This is a genomic window from Arthrobacter pascens, from assembly GCF_017052465.1.
Lineage (GTDB): Bacteria > Actinomycetota > Actinomycetes > Actinomycetales > Micrococcaceae > Arthrobacter > Arthrobacter pascens.
The window spans coordinates 27,793-45,455 of sequence record NZ_JAFHKT010000113.1 but is presented as its reverse complement, the minus strand read 5'-3'; the positions used below and the strand labels follow the sequence as shown (position 1 = coordinate 45,455).

17 protein-coding genes are annotated in these 17,663 nt (G+C 67.2%); 10 read left to right on the top strand and 7 right to left on the bottom strand.

Annotated elements, in window-relative coordinates:
• Window positions 1-37 precede the first annotated feature (37 nt).
• Genes JYA52_RS04750 through JYA52_RS04735 form a run of 4 tightly spaced genes read right to left on the bottom strand, consistent with a single transcriptional unit; the run spans window position 38 to window position 2,056 of the window.
• On the bottom strand, window positions 38-538 hold the full coding sequence (locus JYA52_RS04750) for a YbaK/EbsC family protein (RefSeq protein ID WP_205652053.1): 501 nt from the start codon (window positions 536-538) through the stop codon (window positions 38-40).
• Entirely contained in the window at window positions 522-1,391 is an 870-nt protein-coding gene (locus JYA52_RS04745; protein WP_205652052.1) for an SURF1 family cytochrome oxidase biogenesis protein, read from the bottom strand. The genes JYA52_RS04750 and JYA52_RS04745 overlap by 17 nt, the downstream gene beginning before the upstream one ends.
• Window positions 1,392-1,655, bottom strand: a complete 264-nt coding sequence (locus JYA52_RS04740) for a hypothetical protein (protein WP_205652051.1) — start codon at window positions 1,653-1,655, stop codon at window positions 1,392-1,394.
• The gene (locus JYA52_RS04735) at window positions 1,652-2,056 is read right to left on the bottom strand and encodes a DUF3099 domain-containing protein (RefSeq protein WP_205652050.1); all 405 of its coding nucleotides are present in this window, start codon (window positions 2,054-2,056) and stop codon (window positions 1,652-1,654) included. Before JYA52_RS04735 ends, JYA52_RS04740 begins: the two co-directional genes overlap by 4 nt.
• Window positions 2,057-2,224: 168 nt before the next feature.
• Here JYA52_RS04735 and JYA52_RS04730 point away from each other — a divergent pair, with 168 nt between their 5' ends.
• The 3 genes from JYA52_RS04730 to JYA52_RS04720 all read left to right on the top strand — a co-directional run bounded on the left by JYA52_RS04730 (window position 2,225) and on the right by JYA52_RS04720 (window position 4,796).
• Window positions 2,225-2,950 (top strand): beta-ketoacyl-ACP reductase, encoded by a 726-nt coding sequence (locus JYA52_RS04730; RefSeq protein WP_205652049.1) that lies wholly within the window; start codon window positions 2,225-2,227, stop codon window positions 2,948-2,950.
• Between the two features lie 152 nt (window positions 2,951-3,102).
• Window positions 3,103-3,855 (top strand): SDR family oxidoreductase, encoded by a 753-nt coding sequence (locus JYA52_RS04725; RefSeq protein ID WP_205652048.1) that lies wholly within the window; start codon window positions 3,103-3,105, stop codon window positions 3,853-3,855.
• Window positions 3,856-3,953: 98 nt separating this feature from the next.
• Window positions 3,954-4,796, top strand: coding sequence for a VOC family protein (locus tag JYA52_RS04720; protein ID WP_205652047.1), 843 nt, complete (start codon window positions 3,954-3,956; stop codon window positions 4,794-4,796).
• Between the two features lie 35 nt (window positions 4,797-4,831).
• On the opposite strand, the gene serB is transcribed toward JYA52_RS04720, so the two are convergent.
• Complete coding sequence (serB, locus tag JYA52_RS04715) at window positions 4,832-5,737, bottom strand: phosphoserine phosphatase SerB (RefSeq protein ID WP_205652046.1); 906 nt, start codon at window positions 5,735-5,737, stop codon at window positions 4,832-4,834.
• Between the two features lie 122 nt (window positions 5,738-5,859).
• Here serB and JYA52_RS04710 point away from each other — a divergent pair, with 122 nt between their 5' ends.
• The 6 genes from JYA52_RS04710 (at window position 5,860) to lplAB (ending at window position 12,036) form a co-directional block, all read left to right on the top strand.
• Window positions 5,860-6,645 carry an ABC transporter ATP-binding protein gene (locus JYA52_RS04710; protein ID WP_205652045.1) on the top strand — a complete coding sequence of 262 codons (786 nt, stop codon included), beginning with the start codon at window positions 5,860-5,862 and terminating at the stop codon, window positions 6,643-6,645.
• Window positions 6,646-6,663: 18 nt separating this feature from the next.
• Entirely contained in the window at window positions 6,664-7,449 is a 786-nt protein-coding gene (locus JYA52_RS04705) for a sulfite exporter TauE/SafE family protein (RefSeq protein WP_205652044.1), read from the top strand.
• 19 nt (window positions 7,450-7,468) lie between these two features.
• Window positions 7,469-8,278, top strand: a complete 810-nt coding sequence (locus tag JYA52_RS04700) for a TrmH family RNA methyltransferase (protein ID WP_205652043.1) — start codon at window positions 7,469-7,471, stop codon at window positions 8,276-8,278.
• A gap of 280 nt (window positions 8,279-8,558) precedes the next feature.
• The gene (locus JYA52_RS04695) at window positions 8,559-10,457 is read left to right on the top strand and encodes an EAL domain-containing protein (protein ID WP_205652042.1); all 1,899 of its coding nucleotides are present in this window, start codon (window positions 8,559-8,561) and stop codon (window positions 10,455-10,457) included.
• Between the two features lie 144 nt (window positions 10,458-10,601).
• Window positions 10,602-10,859: a type B 50S ribosomal protein L31 gene (locus JYA52_RS04690; RefSeq protein WP_011691973.1), complete on the top strand. Its 258-nt coding sequence runs from the start codon at window positions 10,602-10,604 to the stop codon at window positions 10,857-10,859.
• An 82-nt stretch (window positions 10,860-10,941) separates the two neighbouring features.
• Window positions 10,942-12,036, top strand: a complete 1,095-nt coding sequence (gene lplAB, locus JYA52_RS04685; RefSeq protein ID WP_205652041.1) for a lipoate-protein ligase LplAB — start codon at window positions 10,942-10,944, stop codon at window positions 12,034-12,036.
• A gap of 159 nt (window positions 12,037-12,195) precedes the next feature.
• Here lplAB and pepN read toward each other — a convergent pair whose 3' ends face one another.
• Complete coding sequence (gene pepN, locus JYA52_RS04680; RefSeq protein ID WP_205652040.1) at window positions 12,196-14,847, bottom strand: aminopeptidase N; 2,652 nt, start codon at window positions 14,845-14,847, stop codon at window positions 12,196-12,198.
• 4 nt (window positions 14,848-14,851) lie between these two features.
• Window positions 14,852-15,940, bottom strand: a complete 1,089-nt coding sequence (locus JYA52_RS04675; protein ID WP_205652081.1) for a YeiH family protein — start codon at window positions 15,938-15,940, stop codon at window positions 14,852-14,854.
• Window positions 15,941-16,091: 151 nt separating this feature from the next.
• Here JYA52_RS04675 and JYA52_RS04670 point away from each other — a divergent pair, with 151 nt between their 5' ends.
• Window positions 16,092-17,648 (top strand): circularly permuted type 2 ATP-grasp protein, encoded by a 1,557-nt coding sequence (locus JYA52_RS04670; RefSeq protein WP_205652039.1) that lies wholly within the window; start codon window positions 16,092-16,094, stop codon window positions 17,646-17,648.
• The last annotated feature ends 15 nt before the right edge of the window (window positions 17,649-17,663 follow it).

Sequence of the window (17,663 nt, the reverse complement as noted above, 5' to 3'; positions counted from 1 at the left end):
CATAGGCTTCGGCGTCCGCTAATGCACCGCCCGCAGGCTACCGGACCCGTAGCGGGTGTGCGCCGGTGATTCTCCGCAGCTCTTCATAGCTGATCGCGAACATCGAGTGGTGGTCGCCCGCCCCGGCCCACAGCGTCCCGTGCTCTTCGAGGGAGGTATCCAGGAGCGTGTGGATCTTCGCCGGATGGCCCACGGGTGCCACGCCGCCAACTTCCTGCCCGGTGTGTTCCAATACGAAATCCGGGGTTGCGCGTCGGATGCGTCCGGCGCCCAGCTGGGCTGAGACGTAAGCGGTATCCACCCTTGCCGCGCCGCTGGCCAGAATGAGCAGGGGAGCGCCGTCGAGCTCGAACACCAGGCTGTTGGTGATCGCCGCGACGTCGCAGCCGAGCGCGGCAGCCGCCGCGGCCGCCGTCGGCACTTTGCCCGGAAAAACCCTGACCGTGTCCGCGACGCCGGCCGCGCTGAGAGCACGCCGTACATTGGCCACCGGATCGGGGAGCGGGTCCGGCCTGCCGTGCTCAGTAACCTTGGGCATCCAGGATCGCGTCTTCCTCTTCTTCCGCCGTGGCCCGCTTGCGCTTGCGCGCTGCTGCCGGACGACGGCGGGCTGCCGCGGCGGCGTGTCCGTGGTCACCGGCGGCGCCTGTTGCTTCAGCGTCGAGCGCGGCGTTACGGGCCTGCTGGCGGGCGGCATAGCCGAAGCCGACGAACATCAGGATGCCGAAGGCGAACCACTGGAGCGAGTAGGACAGGTGCGTGCCCTCTTCCACCGACGGCATGGGGAACGGCTGCGGCATCTCGGCAGCGGGCGGTGTTTCAGAGGCCAGCTGCCCGTACGCACCGGTCAGCAGCGGATAGCCCAATTCGGCCGAATACGCCGGGAGGTCAATGGACGCAAGCTGGCCCTCGGGAGCCCCGCGCTGGAGGGACGGCTCACCGTGCTTGAGCCGCACCACGGCCGTGACCTGCCCGGACGGCGGCGCCGGAATGGAGTCCGGGCGGCCGGGATTGTTGTTGCCGATCGGCAGCCAACCGCGGTCAATCACCACGGTTTCGCCGGAGGCGAGCCTGAACGGCACCACCACCTCGTATCCGGGCTGGCCGTTGAGAGGCCGGTTGCGGACGATCCGCTGCCCGGCTGCGTCATAGCTTCCGCGCAGCTCCACCTGGGTCCATTCCCGGGCCGGATCCAGCTGGCGGAACTGATCCCTTGCTTCCGGGAAACTGATCGGAGTGGCCGAATAGTTCGAAGTGACGCGCTGGATCTCCGCCAGGGTTTCTGCACGGCGGTCCATCTGCCAGCGGCCCAGGAAGACGCAGCCGGTGGCGAAGATCGCGGCCAGCAGAAGATATCCCAGCCATTTGCTGGAGAAAAGGAAACGGTACATTCAGCTGTTCCCGCCCGGAGTCGGCGCCGCGTCGAGCGGGATGGTTTCCTTCCACAGCCCGCGCGTCTGCAGGTAGTCTTCCAGCCAGTCCCTGTGCTCGCCGCACGCCAGCCACACCTTGCGGCGCTCTGGCGTGTGGATCTTCGGATTGTTCCACAGCAGCTGCCAGGCAGCATCGGCCCGGCAGGCCTTACGTGAGCACATGGCCGCGGAGTCCGGGCCGGTCGTACCGCCCGCACCGCCGCCCAGGTTGATTATGTTCATGAAGCTTTCTGTTCCCGGCCGTCGTCGTCTTCATCGCTGATCAGCTCGCCTTGCAGCACCGTCGGCTCGTCCTCACCGTTTTCAGCGGACTCCACAGCCTCGGACGCCTCCAGTTCGGCATACGGCGCGTAGTCCAACAGCGAGTCGCTGTGGATTTCGGCTGTGTCCGAGCCGTTAGCGATCACCACTGCAATCCACGGCAGGAAGACCGCCCCTGCAACAGCGACGAGCTTGAACCAGCCGTCCACCACGAAGATCAGGATCAGGCACACCATACGGATACCCATAGCCAGCGCGTACTTGATCATGCGCTCCCGCATGTCCTCGGAATGCGCTGCGGCTGCGTCCGTGATGCTGTGCACCTCCGGATGACCGGATGCGGTGCCAGGCTTCTCGGGCATCGGCTGTCCGGGCTGGTGGTGGGGTGTCACTGCTGTCTAATCACGCTCCAATGGCTCACCTAATTCTCTCACCATCCGGGGGAGCCGCCCAAACGGGCGCTAAGATCGGAGGCAGTCCAAAATCCTGCCACCACAGCGGAGCCATGCTCCGCAGAATCCGGAGCACACATGTCTGAAGCAGCCACCCAGGCCCGCAGCGTCCTCATCACCGGCGGAAACCGCGGCATCGGCCTCGCCATCGCCGAGGCCTTTCTCGCCAACGGGGACAAGGTGGCTGTGACCTACCGGAGCGAGTCCGAACTGCCTGCCGGCATCCTGGGTGTCAAGGCGGACGTGACGGACGAAGCGTCAGTGGACGCCGCATTCACCGAGGTCGAGGCCGCCCACGGTCCCGTCGAAGTGCTGGTCGCCAACGCCGGCATCACCAAGGACATGCTTTTGCTGCGCATGAGCGAGGACGACTTCACCTCCGTGATCGACACGAACCTCACCGGCGCATTCCGTGTGATCAAGCGCGCTTCCAAGGGCATGATCCGGCTGCGCAAGGGCCGGGTTGTGCTCATCTCCTCTGTCTCCGGCCTGTACGGCGCGCCGGGCCAGATCAACTACTCGGCCTCCAAGGCAGGCCTGGTCGGCATCGCCCGGTCCCTGACCAGGGAACTCGGCTCGCGCGGCATTACAGCGAACGTCGTGGCCCCGGGATTCATCAACACCGACATGACCGCCGAACTGCCGGAGGCAACCCAGAAGGACTACCTCTCCAAAGTGCCGGCGGGCCGGTTCGCCGACGCCTCCGAGGTGGCCAACGTCGTCCGCTGGGTCTCCAGCGACGAAGCCTCGTACATCTCGGGTGCCGTCATTCCTGTCGACGGCGGCCTGGGAATGGGCCACTAGCAGCCAGCCACTTGCGCGGCGGCCGCGTACGCCGCGAAACTATCCGGCCCGGGCTTCTTTGTGGAGGTCAAACAAGCGGATCGGGAGCCTGCGCTGGCATGATGGTCTGCAGGCCTACAGCGATTTAGACGTTTCGAACAAAGGGAGCTCGTATGGGACTGCTGGACAACAAGACCGCCATCGTGACCGGATCCTCGCGGGGAATCGGCGCCGAAGTGGCAAAGATCCTGGCCGGCGAGGGCGCCGCCGTCGTCGTCAACTACCGCCAGAAGGCGCCGCGCGCCAACAAAGTGGTGGCCGGCATTGAGGCCGCGGGCGGCCGCGCCGTTGCCGTCGGCGCCGACCTCACCACCAACGAGGGCGTCCACGCGCTGGCGAGTGCAGCCATGGAGAACTTCGGATCGCTTGATGTCCTGGTGCTCAACGCGTCCGGCGGCATGGAGTCGGGCATGGAGGAGGGCTACGCCCTGAAGCTCAACCGCGACGCGCAGATCAACATGCTCAACGCGGCTGTGCCTCTCATGCAGGAGGGGTCACGCGTGGTTTTCGTGACCAGCCACCAGGCGCACTTCATCAACACCGTTCCCACGATGCCGGAGTACGAGCCGGTTGCGCGCAGCAAGCGCGCCGGCGAGGACGCGCTGCGTGAACTGCTTCCGAGCCTCACGGAGAAGGGCATCTCCCTGGTCGTGGTCTCCGGTGACATGATCGAAGGCACCGTGACGGCGACGCTGCTGGACCGCTCCAACCCGGGGGCCATCGAAGCCCGCCGTGCGGAGGCCGGCAAGCTGTACTCCGTCGAGGAGTTCGCTGAAGTGGTCGCCGCAATGGCAACGGCCGACGTCGAATCCGGCCACACGGAATACGCCGGTGGCGCCGACTACTTCGGCAAGAACGCCGGATAGCGATCTGAAGGGCTCCGGTCACCCCGGGCAGCACTCCTGCCCGGGGCCCTTCACCGAAGCCGTTGCCCGGCAGCGCCGGGCCGCCTAACGTCGTATGCATGGAACAGCAGCGACAGGGGACCGCACGGACCTATCCTGAAGGCGTCCCCTGCTGGGTGGACACCCAGCAGCCCGACGTGGAAGCCGCCATGGCGTTCTACGGCGGGCTTTTTGGTTGGGAGTTTGAGGACGCTGCCCCGCCCGGCGCCGCCGGCCGGTACGTCATCGCCACACTGGACGGCCAGGAGGCCGGCGCGATCGCCGGCCCGGGCATCGGCTTCCCCGCATGGCACACCTACATCTCCGTTGAGAATGCGGACACTGCCGTCCGACACCTGCTGTCGGTCGGCGCCACGCTGAAATCCGCTCCTGCCGATGGTTCAGGAGGCGTGCAGGCGGTGCTGGCCGACCCCCAGGGCGCCGAGTTCCGCATCTGGCAGGCCGGCGCACGGCCTGGGGCCCAGGCAGTCAACCTGCCCGGGGGATGGAACTTCAGCGACCTCCACACAACAGACGTGGAGACAGCGGTCGCGTTCTATGGAAAAGCATTCCAGTGGGAATTCGATGACCGCGGTTTCGGCACGATGATCCGCCGCCCCGGTTATGGCGACCATCTCGAGGCCACGGTCGACCCCAACATCAGGGTCCGCCAGTCCGGTGACGCAGTTCCGCGTGGTTTTGAGGACGCCGTGGCATGGTTTGCGCCCGCGGGCGCCGGGGAGCGGCCGCGGTGGCACGTGACGTTCACCGTCGCGGACCGGGACAGGGCTGCCCTGGACGCAGAACGCCTCGGCGGCCGCGTCCTGGGGCAGGAGGACACGGAATGGACCCGCACCGTCCTGATCCGGGATCCCGGGGGAGCGGTATTCACCGCAAGCCAGTACACGCCGCCGTCCGGCTGAACGGCCGGCCAGCTGGGTTCTCGGGGGGTGCCGGCTCAGACTCCGGCGATGTGCCGCACGGCGTCCAGGTGGGGCATGTTGATTGCGGCATCCGCCACGGCGCGCACGGCGGGCTTGGCGTTGAAGGCCACACCGATGCCTGCCGCCCCGAGCATGTCCAGGTCGTTGGCGCCGTCGCCCACGGCAATGGTGTGCTCCATCGCAATGCCTTCGGCGGCTGACCATTCGCGCAGGTACTTCTCCTTGGCTGCACGGTCAATGACGTCGCCGAGCACCTTGCCCGTGAGGGCGCCATCCACAATTTCCAGTTCATTCGCGATCCAATAGTCCAGGCCAAGGTCCTCGGCGATGGGGCGGAGGATCTGGTTGAAGCCGCCGGACACCACGGCCACCACGTGGCCTGCGGCCTTGAACGCCGCCACGAGTTCCGCAGCGCCCTCGCTGAGCTTCACTTCAGCACGGACGGAATCGACGACGGCGGCCGGCAGTCCGGCGAGGACCGCCACCCGCGCGTGGAGGCTCTGGGCGAAGTCCAGCTCCCCGCGCATGGCGGCCTCGGTCACCGCGGCGACCTCGTCGCGCTTGCCGGCGTACGCGGCGAGGAGTTCGATGACTTCCTGCTGGATGAGCGTCGAATCGACGTCCATGATGAGGAGCTTGCGATCTGCCTGGCGCAGGTCCGCGGGCACGATGGCCGTATCCACGCCGCCGCGTTCCGGGCTTTCCTTCGCGGCGGCGACGCGGCGGCGCAAAGCCGCGATGTCGGCGCCCGAACCTGACGGCACGGCGAAGTCAACGGTGCAGACGTCATAGCGGTCGTTTCCGCCGCGGGACTCCGCTTCGAACGTCGTCCCGGAGCCGACCAGCAGGGAGCGGAGGTTTTCCGCTTCCGAGGGGGACAAATTCACGCCGTAGCTGACCGCAGTCACGTTCGAAGTCATGGCTGCAATCTTAGCCAGCACGGGAGTGGCGCCCGAATTCATTTCGCGGCCCAGGCACCCGGGACAGCGTTCGACGTTTTCAGTTATCAGTCGTACCCTGTTTTGTCCTAGTGTCTACTCCTATGAGTGATGTTCTTGAAATGGCCGCCGTCAGCGTTGTCCGCGGAGCCAAAACGCTCCTGAGCAAGGTCGACTGGCAGGTCAGGGAAGGCGAGCGCTGGGTGATCCTCGGACCCAACGGCGCTGGCAAGACCACTCTGCTCCAGATTGCGGCCGCCAGGCTCCACCCGACGAGCGGCGAGGCCGGGATCCTGGAGGAAATTCTCGGCGCAGTGGACGTCTTTGAACTGCGCCCCCGGATTGGCCTGTCCTCCGCCGCCCTGGCGACCCAGATCCCCGAGCACGAGAAAGTGCTCAATGTTGTCGTCACTGCCGCCTACGGAGTCACGGGCCGCTGGCGTGAAGGCTACGAGAAGGACGACGAACGCCGTGCTTTCGGCCTGCTGAACGACTGGGGAATGGGGCCGCTGCTGAACCGGACCTTCGCTTCGTTGTCCGAGGGAGAGCGCAAGCGCGTCCAGATCGCCCGTGCGCTCATGACCGACCCTGAACTGCTGCTGCTCGATGAGCCTGCCGCCGGGCTTGACCTGGGCGGACGCGAGGACCTGGTGCACCGCCTCAGCGAACTGGCCCGCGATGATGCCGCTCCCGCCATCGTCCTCGTCACGCACCACCTCGAGGAAGTTCCCCCGGGCTTCACCCACGCCATGCTCATGCGGGACGGCGGCGTCGTGGCCGCCGGGCCCGTCGGGGAGGTCCTCACCTCGGAGAACCTGAGCGAGACCTTCGGCCTGCCGCTGGACGTCACACTCAATGCCGGGCGCTACACCGCCACTGCCCGCCGCTAACGGGGCAGCCGGCGCAGAGTGGAGTTACTTAGCGGCACCCTGGTGTTTTTCGCCGGCCTCTGGGCCGGCACCATTAACAGCGTTGTCGGGTCGGGCACCCTGGTCACCTTCCCGGTGCTGATAGCCCTGGGCCTGGCGCCGGTGACGGCGTCCATGAGCAATGCCATGGGCCTCGTGGCAGGCGGCGCGGCCGGGGCCTGGGGCTACCGCCGCGAGCTCGCCGGCCGGGGCCGCCAGCTGCTGAGGCTGCTCCCGGCGTCACTTCTGGGCGGCATCTCCGGCGCGTGGCTGCTGCTGCACCTGCCTGAAGAAGTCTTTCACTATGCGGCCCCGGCCCTGATCGTGCTGGCCCTGCTGATGGTGGCGTTCCAGCCCCGCCTGCAAAGCTGGGTGCGCAACAGGGAAGAGAACCCCGAACACGCGCTCCGGGACAAGCACCACGGCATCCTCCTCGTGGTGCTGGTGTATCTGGCGGGCGTCTATGGCGGTTACTTCGTTGCCGCCCAGGGGATCCTGCTGGTCGGCATCCTTGGCGTCTTCATGACCGGCACCATCCAGAACGCGAACGCGATGAAGAACATCCTCGTGCTCGGGGTCAACCTGATCGCGGCGACGTCCTACGTGCTCTTTGCCGCCGACCGTATCGACTGGGTCGTCGTGGCCATCATCGCCGTCAGTTCACTGATCGGCGGCGTCGTCGGGTCCAAGGTGGGCCGCAGGCTCTCGCCGCCGGTCCTGCGGGGCGTCATCTTCGCTCTCGGGCTGGTTGCGCTGGGCTTCATGGTCGCAAATTTGCTCCGATGATTACTGAAATGGCTGCCCGGTGACTTTCCACTACCTCGAAAACGCCCAGGACCCGCGCGTCTCGGACTATACGCAACTTACGGACGTGCACCTGCGCAAGGTCCGGGAGCCCGCCGAGGGCATGTACATTGCAGAATCGTCCCGGGTGCTCCGGCGGGCACTCGCCGCGGGCCACCGGCCCCGCTCGTTCTTCCTCGCCGAGAAATGGCTCGCGGACCTCGCAGACATCTTCGAGCAGTACCCGGACGTTCCCGCATATGTCGGCAGTTCCGCGCTGCTCGAGGAAATCACCGGATTCCACCTCCACCGGGGAGCCATGGCCGCCATGCACCGCCCGGCTCCCGTGCCACTGCACGACCTGCTTACGGGCGCCCGCCGCGTGGCCGTGCTGGAAGACATCGTGGACCATACCAACGTCGGGGCGATCTTCCGTTCCGCGGCCGCGCTGGACGTGGACGCCGTTCTCGTGTCTCCCCGCTGCGGCGACCCGCTGTACCGGCGCAGCGTCCGTGTCAGCATGGGCACCGTGTTCCAGGTGCCGTGGGCCCGGCTTCACAGCTGGCCGCAGGACCTTCAAGCACTTAAAGAGGAGGGTTTCACAGTGGCGGCCATGGAACTGACCCCGGATGCGGTGGACCTCGATGTTCTTGCCGCCCAGAACCTGGGCCGGCTCGCGCTGGTGCTGGGCACCGAAGGTGCGGGCATGAGCGCCGAGACTCTGGACGCCGTCGACCTCGCCGTCAAGATCCCGATGCGCGCCGGCGTGGATTCGCTGAATGTGGCCGCGGCCTCCGCGGTGGCATTCTGGGAGCTCCGCCCCCGGGCCTGAAGCTCCGTAGGCCGCCGTCACGTGTGTCAAGGGGGCGCCGAGGCCTTGGACTCAACGCGCCCGCCGGCAGGTTCCTAGCCGGTTCTCCGTTTCGCAGGTAGGGTGTCCGTTATTCCTTGCGGCGGGGGGCGTTGTGGAAAATCATGGTCATCACTGGCGGACGGGCGCGGACCGGGCAGTCAGGCAACCGGGCCGGCGGCCGAACCGCTGCAGCCAGGCGGGTTCCCGTTGGCCGGGCCTGTCCTTTCTGGTCCGCTGGGCTTTCGCAGTATCCGCCGCCATGCTCGTCGCGGGCCTGATTGAATTCGGACTCGCCCGGCAGCAGGTCATTGATCAGGCGCTGGAGGAATCCCGCCGCGACTACGAACTGCTCGCCGCAGGACTCGAGGACGCTTTGGCGGAAAAGACCGGACGCGCAGAACGTTCGGAAGCCATGGCACACCAGCTGGCCCATGTGAAGCGCAGCAACGGCACGGTCTACGTGGGGTTGTTTGACGGCGACGGCAAGCTGCTGGCCAGCAGCGACAGCGGGGCCGACGGCGGCGCCTCGGAGGAGGAGGATGCAGGACGCCTCAGCGAGGTGCTCCTCACTGGCAGGACCACGGTCAAAACTGAATCCGAAATCGGCGGCACAGGCGTGACAAGGTACGAATTCCTCGTGCCCGTCTCCAGCCCGGATGGTCTCCTGGTCCTGGAAGTCGACCAGGAGGCCGGAGTTATCGCCGGGCTCTTGCGGGACATTGGCCCGAACAAGCTCTTTGGGCTGTTGACCGCGGTCCTCGTCGCCACGCCGTTGTCCTACGTGCTCGGCGGACGTTCCCTGCAGCGCCGCCACCTGAGGGCCCAACAGGAGGCAGACGCGGATCCGCTGACCGGGCTCTCGGGCCGGCGGCCTTTCCAGCCGTCACTGGAGGCCCGGCTGGCGGACAGGAAGTACAGTGTGGTGGCCCTCGCCCTGCTGGATCTGGACGGATTCAAGCAGCAGAACGACCGGCTCGGGCACAGCCACGGGGACCGTGTCCTCATGGGTCTCGCGGACGCCTTCGATGAGCTCGCTGCCGACGACGTGCCGTTCCGACTCGGCGGGGACGAGTTCGCCGTCATACTGCCCGGGAGCGACGAGGATCAGGCAACGGAGGCCCTCGAACGGGTCCGCGCCGCATTGGCACCCCGTTTCCCGGGGGCGACGTTCAGTGCCGGCATCGCCGTCAGCCACGCCGCGGAGCCCGTCGGTCTGCAGGAGCTCTGGGAACGCAGCGACGCTGCCCTCTACGAAGCAAAGCGGCTGGGGCGGCGGCGGACAGTCACCTTCGCGTCCATGGCGGAGGGCCACATCGTGAGTGCCGAGAAAATCGACGAGCTGACGCACCTGGTATCTGGAGATACGCCACTCAGGATCGCCTTTCAGCCGATCTGGGACCTCCACCGGGGCGTCGTACTGGCCCATGAGGCGCTGATGAGGCTGCCGGAGGGGTCCCGGATCAATGGGCCGCAGGAGGCTTTCGATCTCGCTGAACGCCTCGGCATCGCTGCCGCGCTGGACGCCCGTGCCCGGTCGGCGGTGCTGGCCTCGGTGGGCAGCCGGCAGTGGGAGGGGCTGCTGTTCCTCAACGTGCACCCGGACGCGCTCCACAGTTTCGACCTCGGCGGCCTCGTGTCCGACCTTGCCGTGGCGGGCCTGGAACCCGAGGACGTCGTCCTGGAGGTGACAGAGCAGGCTGCTCTGCACCACGCCGAACCGGTCCGCACGCTCAGGCATGCCCAGGACCTGGGCTTCCGCCTTGCCCTGGATGACATGGGGCGAAGCAACGCCGGCCTGCACGCGCTCAGGCTGGTGAGGTTCGACATCATCAAAATTGACGGGGAGGTCGTGGCCCGACTGGGCGTCGATCCGTCGTCAATGGCCACTGTGTCCGCCGCAATCACCTTCATCCAGGAAGCGGGAGGGTGGATCGTCGCAGAGGGCATCGAAACACCCGGCATGCTCAGCGCCCTCCTGCAGCCGCGCTTTTCCGCCGCCATGCTGCAGCCCGTCGTTGCCGGGCAGGGGTATCTTTTGGGGCGTCCGGACGGACAACCGCTGGCCCTGGATGCGCGGATTGGCGTCCTGGACAGGTACCTTAGGGATCCGGCGGAGGACCCAGACGGCCTGGATGAAGCGTTCTATCGGAATTCTTAGGCCGCCGTTCGTCAGGCCGCGGCTGATGCACTATGATTGATAGCTGGCTGCCCTGCGTTTCCAGCTTGCTTGCGACGCAGACACGGCCATCCCATTCATACCTGGCAGCTGGCAAAATCCAGCGCTGCGAACAAAGGTCCCATTATGAAGTCCAATACCCACCCGAAGTACGAAGCTGTTGTATTCAACGACCTGGCTTCCGGCGTCAAGTTCCTGACCAAGTCCACCGTGTCTTCCAAGAAGACCATCGAGTGGGAAGACGGCAACACCTACCCGGTCATCGACGTCGAAATCTCCTCCGAGTCCCACCCGTTCTACACGGGCAAGCAGCGCATCATGGACTCCGCAGGCCGCGTCGAGCGCTTCAACGCTCGCTTCAAGGGCTTCGGCGGCAAGAAGTAATTCACTTCTCCCCAAGGTTCTTTGGAAAGCCCGCACCGGCAACGGTGCGGGCTTTTTGCGTTTCTGGTGCAGGATGGAAAGCATGACTGGCACGCCAATTTCTGCAGACGACGACGGCGCCCCCCGGCTTCACGGGGAGTACAAGGTGCCGGGGGGCAAGCTCGTGGTGGTGGACCTCGACGTCGCCGACGGCACCTTCGCCGGTGTCTCCGTCAGCGGCGATTTCTTCCTCGAACCTGATGAGGCGCTGCTGGACATCAACGCGGCGCTGGAGGGACTCCCGGAAAGCTCGACGGCGGAGGAGATCGCCGCAGCCGTGGAGGCCTCACTGCCCCCGCACGCGGTGATGTTCGGATTCTCCGCGGACGCAGTAGCCGTCGCCACGCGCAGGGCACTGTCCAAGGCCACGGCCTGGTCCGACCACCACTGGAACATCATTGCCCCCACCGTGTTGCCCACGCACCTGAACGTGGCACTGGACGAAGTCCTCACGGAGGAAGTCGGGGCAGGCCGCCGCAATCCGACCCTACGCTTCTGGGACTGGCAGGAGCCGTCCGCGATCATCGGCAGTTTCCAGTCATACCGCAACGAGGTTGACCCTGCGGGTGTGGCCAAACACGGGATCACCGTGGTGCGCCGGATCAGCGGCGGGGGAGCGATGTTCATGGAGTCGGGCAACTGCATCACCTACTCCCTGTACGTGCCGCAGACCCTCGTGGACGGCATCAGCTTCGCCGACTCGTACGCCTTCCTGGACGCCTGGGTGATGGCTGCCCTGAAGCAGCTCGGGATTAACGCCTTTTATGTCCCGCTCAACGACATCGCCACGGACCAGGGCAAGATCGGCGGGGCTGCGCAGAAACGGCTGGCCAACGGAGGCATGCTGCACCACGTGACCATGAGCTACGACATCGACGCCGACAAGATGGTGGAAGTGCTGCGCATCGGCAAGGAGAAGCTTTCGGACAAGGGGACCACCAGCGCCAAGAAGCGGGTGGACCCGCTGCGCCGCCAGACCGGGCTGGCCCGCACCGACATCGTCGCCGCCATGATGGACGTCTTCTCAGGGAGGTACGGTGCCACGCCGTCGGAGATCAGCCCGACGGAGCTGGAGACGGCCCGTGAGCGGGTGGCCGTCAAATTCGGCACTGAGGAGTGGCTGCACCGGGTGCCTTAACAAATCCATCGAGCGCTCCCCACCGGCCCCCTCGCCTCGCAAGCTCGGCCAGAAAACCCTCCCCGCTACCTCCCCGATCTCGCAAGCTCGATTGGGGCCCCTCGGTAGCGTGGGCCCAGGCGTGGGCCCAAGTGCCGTCCTGGGCGCTCAAAAGGGCAGTTACGGAGCAACCGATGGTGCTTTCCTGGCCAGCGAGGCTGCCTGGGCCGTGAGCGCCCGGTGCAGGTGGCTGCGCTGCTCGATGATGATGCGGCGCAGCGCCCGCGGCGCGTCCTGGCGGGCGGCCAGCCACGCGTCACTCCGCACGATGACCGGATGGCCGTCAGGGGAGACGGCGCCGGGGAGCAGATCCCGGGCTCCGGGATAAAGGCCGCGCACAATCCTGCTCGCGATCTCGATGCTCCGCTCAGCCCAGACCGTTTCCAGGCACTCAAAGTACGGTTCCACAAAGGGGTCCAGCAACTCCGCAGGGCCAGTGTTGAATCCCGTGATCGTGGCACTGAGCAACTGGTTGGACAGTTCCGTGCCGCGCACTGCGGCATCCCAGGCAGCCGCCTTGACGGCGGCTTCAGGCCGGGCGGCGAGCGCCGTGGCGTGCCCGGCCCGTCCGGACGCCGTGTTGTCCCGGGCCAGTTCGGCGTCCAGCTCGGCCTCGCCGGCCAGTCCGTGCGCGGCCAGGGCGTGCCAGAGGCTCCATCGCAGCTCAGCGTCCACCGCCAGCCCGGGGACCACGGCCGTGCCGTCCAGCAGGCCCCTCAGCAGCGGCACCTGGCTGCCGTCTGTACGGCAGAGCGTTGCCAGCGTCCGCGCCCAGGCAAGCTGCCGGTCCGTACCGGGCACCGCCCCGCGCAGCTCACGCGCCGCAGCGGCGGCGAACGCCTCCCGGAGTGCATCGCGCGTGTCCGCGGGGACGTAGTGTTCCAGCGCTGTCGAGGCGTTGCCCAGGATGTTCAGCAGCACACCGATCCCGGCCTCGGCAGGGGCGAACCGCTGCACGGCGTCCACATAGCGGGCCGCGGGAGTGACCCCGTCCCGGGCGGAGTTCCACAGTGCGGTCCAGCACAGGGCCCGCGCCATGGGATCCGCGATCCGGTCCAGCGAGGCGCGCACCGTGGCCTCGGAGGCGGGATCGAGCCGGACCTTGGCGTAGCTCAGGTCTTCATCATTCACCAGCAGCAGGGCCGGCCGGGCCCTGCCCGCCAGCTCGGGGACCGGTTTCCCAGCCCCGGACAGGTCCGTCTCCACGGAATCGGTACGGACCAGCATGCCCGCCGCATCGAAGTTGTACAGGCCGATCCGCAGGCGGTGCGGCCGCAGCTCCACGCGGCCGGTCGCAGGGTCGGGGGCGTCCTGAAGCAGCGTGACGCCGGCGAGCGTCGGCTGTCCTGAAGTTTCTTCGGCGGTTTCCACTTCGATGCTGAGCGTGGAGATGCCGGACGTCTGGAGCCACTGCCGTGCCCACACCGCCAGATCCCTGCCGGAGGCCCGGCTGAGTGCTGCGAGAAGGTCGGCCAGTGTGGTGTTGCCGTATTCGTGCGCCCGGAAATACTGCCGCGATCCCGCGACGAAGGCGTCAAAGCCGACGTAGGCCACGAGCTGCTTCAGGACCGAGGCGCCTTTGGCGTAGGTGATGCCGTCGAAGTTCTGCTTCGCTGCCTCGAGGTCCGGGATGTCCGCCACGATCGGGTGGGTGGTGGGCAGCTGGTCCTGGACATAGGCCCAGGCCTTCCGGTTGTTGGCGAAGTTGGTCCATGCAGTGTCCCAGCCGGTGGCCCGGTCCACCCCGAGGGTACCCATGTAGTCCGCGAAGGACTCCTTCAGCCACAGATCATCCCACCACCGCATCGTGACCAGGTCGCCGAACCACATGTGGGCCATTTCGTGCATCAGCGTGTTCGCGCGGCCCTGGTACTGCGAATCGGTGGCCCGGGAAGTGAAGACGTAGTTCTCCGTGAAAGTGACCAGGCCGGGGTTCTCCATGGCCCCCAGGTTGTATTCCGGAACGAAGGCCTGATCGTATTTTCCCCAGGGGTACGGGTAGTCAAAGAGCCCGTTGAAGAACTCCAGTCCCTGCTTGGTGAGTTGGAACAGCGCTGACGTGTCGAAGGATTCCGCCATGGACGCCCGGCAGTACAGTGCCAGCGGCACCTCAAGCCGGGTGCCGTCGTCGAACGTCCTTTCCCACAGATCCTGCGCCTTGAAGTAGGGACCCGCCAGGATGGTCGTGATGTAGGTGGACATCGGCAGTGTGGGAACGAAGTCCCAGCGGCCCGCGGCGGGATCGCCGTCCACGGGCGTGCGCCCGGCCTCCGCGCCGTTGGAGGCGACGTGCCATCCGGCCGGTGCGATGACGTGGAAGGTGAACGAAGCCTTGAGGTCCGGCTGTTCAAAGTTGGCGAACACCCGGCGGGCGTCGGCCGGCTCGTACTGCGTGTAGAGGTAGCACTGCCCGTCCGCCGGATCGACGAACCGGTGCATGCCCTCGCCGGAACGGCTGTAGAGCGCTGTGGCGGTGACGGTCACGGAGTTTTCAGCCTGCAGGTTCTCGAGCCGGATCCGTGCGCCGTCCGCGATCTCCGCCACCGGCAGCGGCACGCCGTTGAGGACCACGCTCTCCACCTGCCCGATGAAGTCCAGGAAGGTCGAGGCTCCGGGCTCGCTGGCGGAAAAGGTGACGGTGCTCCGGCTGGTGTACGCGGTCACGTCCTGATCCGGCGCGTGGCGGACGTCCAGCAGGACGTCGTACGCGTGTGTCCTGATCAGGGCCGACCGCGCTGCCGCTTCTTTGCGTTGGAGGTTCTCATTCGACACCCCGCTATTGAATCATGAGGAGGGCGGCGGCCAGCCCGAGGACGCCGATCAGCAGCCAGGCCGCCAGCGCGGCGCTCACGGCACGCAGCCCGGTGCGCAGGAGGGTGTGGATGCGCACCGCGGATCCCAGCCCGAACAGGGCGGCCCCCAGCAGGATGTCCTGCAGCCCGGCGGCCGCGTCCAGCCAGCCGTCGGTGAGCCACCCCGTGGACCGCAGCGCCACCATCACCACAAACCCGACGACGAACAGCGGCACCACGGGCGGCAGCGCCTCGGGGATGGCCGGGAGGGGAGGCGCCTGGCCCGGCCCGGCGCCGGCGGGAGGGTTACCTTCCTGGCGCGCGTCATGGCGCCTGCGGCGCAGCGACGCCATGCGCTGCTGCACCCCTGCCGCCGCCACCATCGGGGCCAGCAGGATGACCCGCGTCAGCTTAACGACGACGGCGATCCCCAGGGCCGCGGTCCCCGCGGTCTGCGCCGTGGCCACCACCTGGCCGACGTCGTGCACCGACGCGCCGGTCCAGGCTCCGAAGACTTCGGGGCTGAGGCCCAGGGGATGGACCAGCAACGGCAGGACGCCAATGGCCAGCGTGCCGCAAAGGGTCACGAGGGCCACCGGGAGCACCGTGTCCGGGTGCCTGATCCGCCGCACGGCGGCCATCGCACCGATGGCCGAGGCGCCGCAGATGGAAAAACCGGTGGCTATCAGCAGCGAGGCGTCCCGCGGCAGCCGGAACAGGCGCGATATGCCGTAGGTGCCCGCAAAGCTCACCGCGACGACGGCCGCAATCAGCAGCAGCGAGGTCCAGCCCAGCCCCAGCACGTCCGCGATGCCAACCTTGAGCCCGAGAAGCACGATGCCGCCGCGCATCAGGTGCTTTCCGGCGAAGTCGAGGCCGGGCCTGGCGCGGCCTGCCGACCACGCCGCCGTGAACGGCAGATTGGCCGCCAGCAGGCCGAGGACCACGGCCAGGGTCATGGCCGGAAGGGCCGGAACGGCAGCGTGGACGGTGAAGGCAAGGGCCAGTGCAACCACGGCCGTCAGCAGGCCGGGAAGATTCCGGGTAAAGTGCTGGTGCGCCTCCCTGCGCAGCCGCTGCAGGGCCGGCGTCGGGAATCGGAAGTCTGGCACGTCCTAACCATACCGGACGGCGGCGGCAAAAGACCAACCGGACGTACCCGTCAACACGCCAGGACGGGGTACGGAAATGAATTCGCAACAAAAAGGTGGTTGGCTAATGACCATGTCTGACCTATTCCAGGATTACTCCGAGGCTGCCGGCCGCACCGGCGCCTACGACGAGATGTTTGCCCCGGGGCAGACCGCCCGTAAGTCCTACGGGCAGGTCGCCGGTGCCCTCCGTGAGCTGTCCCTTGCCGACGTCAGTGCCCGTGCTGACTCGATGGCGCGGACCTTCCTGGACCGCGGCGTGACCTTTGACTTTGCGGGGGAGGAGCGCCCCTTCCCGCTGGACATCGTCCCCCGGGTGATCCCCGCCGACGAGTGGAGCGTCCTGGAACGCGGCGTGGCCCAGCGCGTCCGGGCACTGGAGGCGTTCCTCAACGACGTCTACGACAAGATGACGGTCGTGTCCGACGGCGTGATTCCGCGCCAGCTGGTGACCACGAGTGCCCACTTCCACCGGGCCGTGCACGGCTTCGAACCGGCCGGCGGCGTCCGCGTGCACATCTCGGGCATCGACGTCGTCCGCGACGCCGCCGGGACCTTCCGGGTCCTTGAGGACAACGTGCGTGTGCCGTCCGGCGTCAGCTACGTGCTGGAGAACCGGCGCGCCATGGCCAAGGGCCTTCCCGAGGCGTTCGGCTCCCAGCTTATCCGTCCCGTGGAAGAGTACCCGCGGCGTCTGCTCTCCGCCCTGCGCAAGACCGCGCCCTCCGGCGTGGACGACCCCACCGTGGTGGTCCTGACCCCCGGCGTCTTCAACAGCGCCTACTTCGAGCACACCCTCCTGGCCGGGCTGATGGGCGTCGAGCTGGTGGAGGGCCGCGACCTCATCTGCCGCGGCAACCGCGTCTACATGCGGACCACCGCAGGCGAACAGCGCGTGGACGTCATCTACAAGCGGATCGACGACGACTTCCTTGACCCGCTGCAGTTTCGTTCCGACTCCATGCTCGGCTGCCCGGGCCTCGTCAATGCGGCCAGGGCGGGCGGCGTGACCATCGCCAACGCCGTGGGCAACGGCGTGGCCGACGACAAGCTGGTTTACAGCTATGTTCCCGACCTCATCCGCTACTACCTCGGCGAAGAGCCCGTCATCGCCAACGTGGACACCTTCCGCTTGGAGGAAAAGGAAGCGCGCGAGCACGTCCTGGACCGCCTGGACGAACTCGTGGTGAAACCCGTGGACGGCTCCGGCGGAAAGGGCCTCGTGATCGGTCCGGACGCGTCCAAGGAGGAACTCGAGGCCCTCCGGAAGCGCGTCATCGCGGACCCCCGCGGCTGGATCGCCCAACCTGTCCTGCAGTTGTCAACGGTGCCCACGCTCAGCGGGGACAAGTTCGGTCCCCGCCACGTGGACCTGCGGCCGTTCGCCGTCAACGACGGCGACGACGTCTGGGTCCTCCCCGGCGGCCTCACCCGCGTTGCACTGAAGGAAGGCTCACTGATCGTGAATTCCAGCCAGGGCGGCGGCTCCAAGGACACCTGGGTGCTGGCGGATTCCCCCCAGGTTCCAGTGGAGCAGGTGCCCAGGCAGTCCATCACGGTGCGCGAACGCGTCTCTGTGTGGCCGGTCGAGAGCAACTGGCGGGACCGCCAGTCGGAGCAGCAGCAGTGACGCCGCACGCACTTC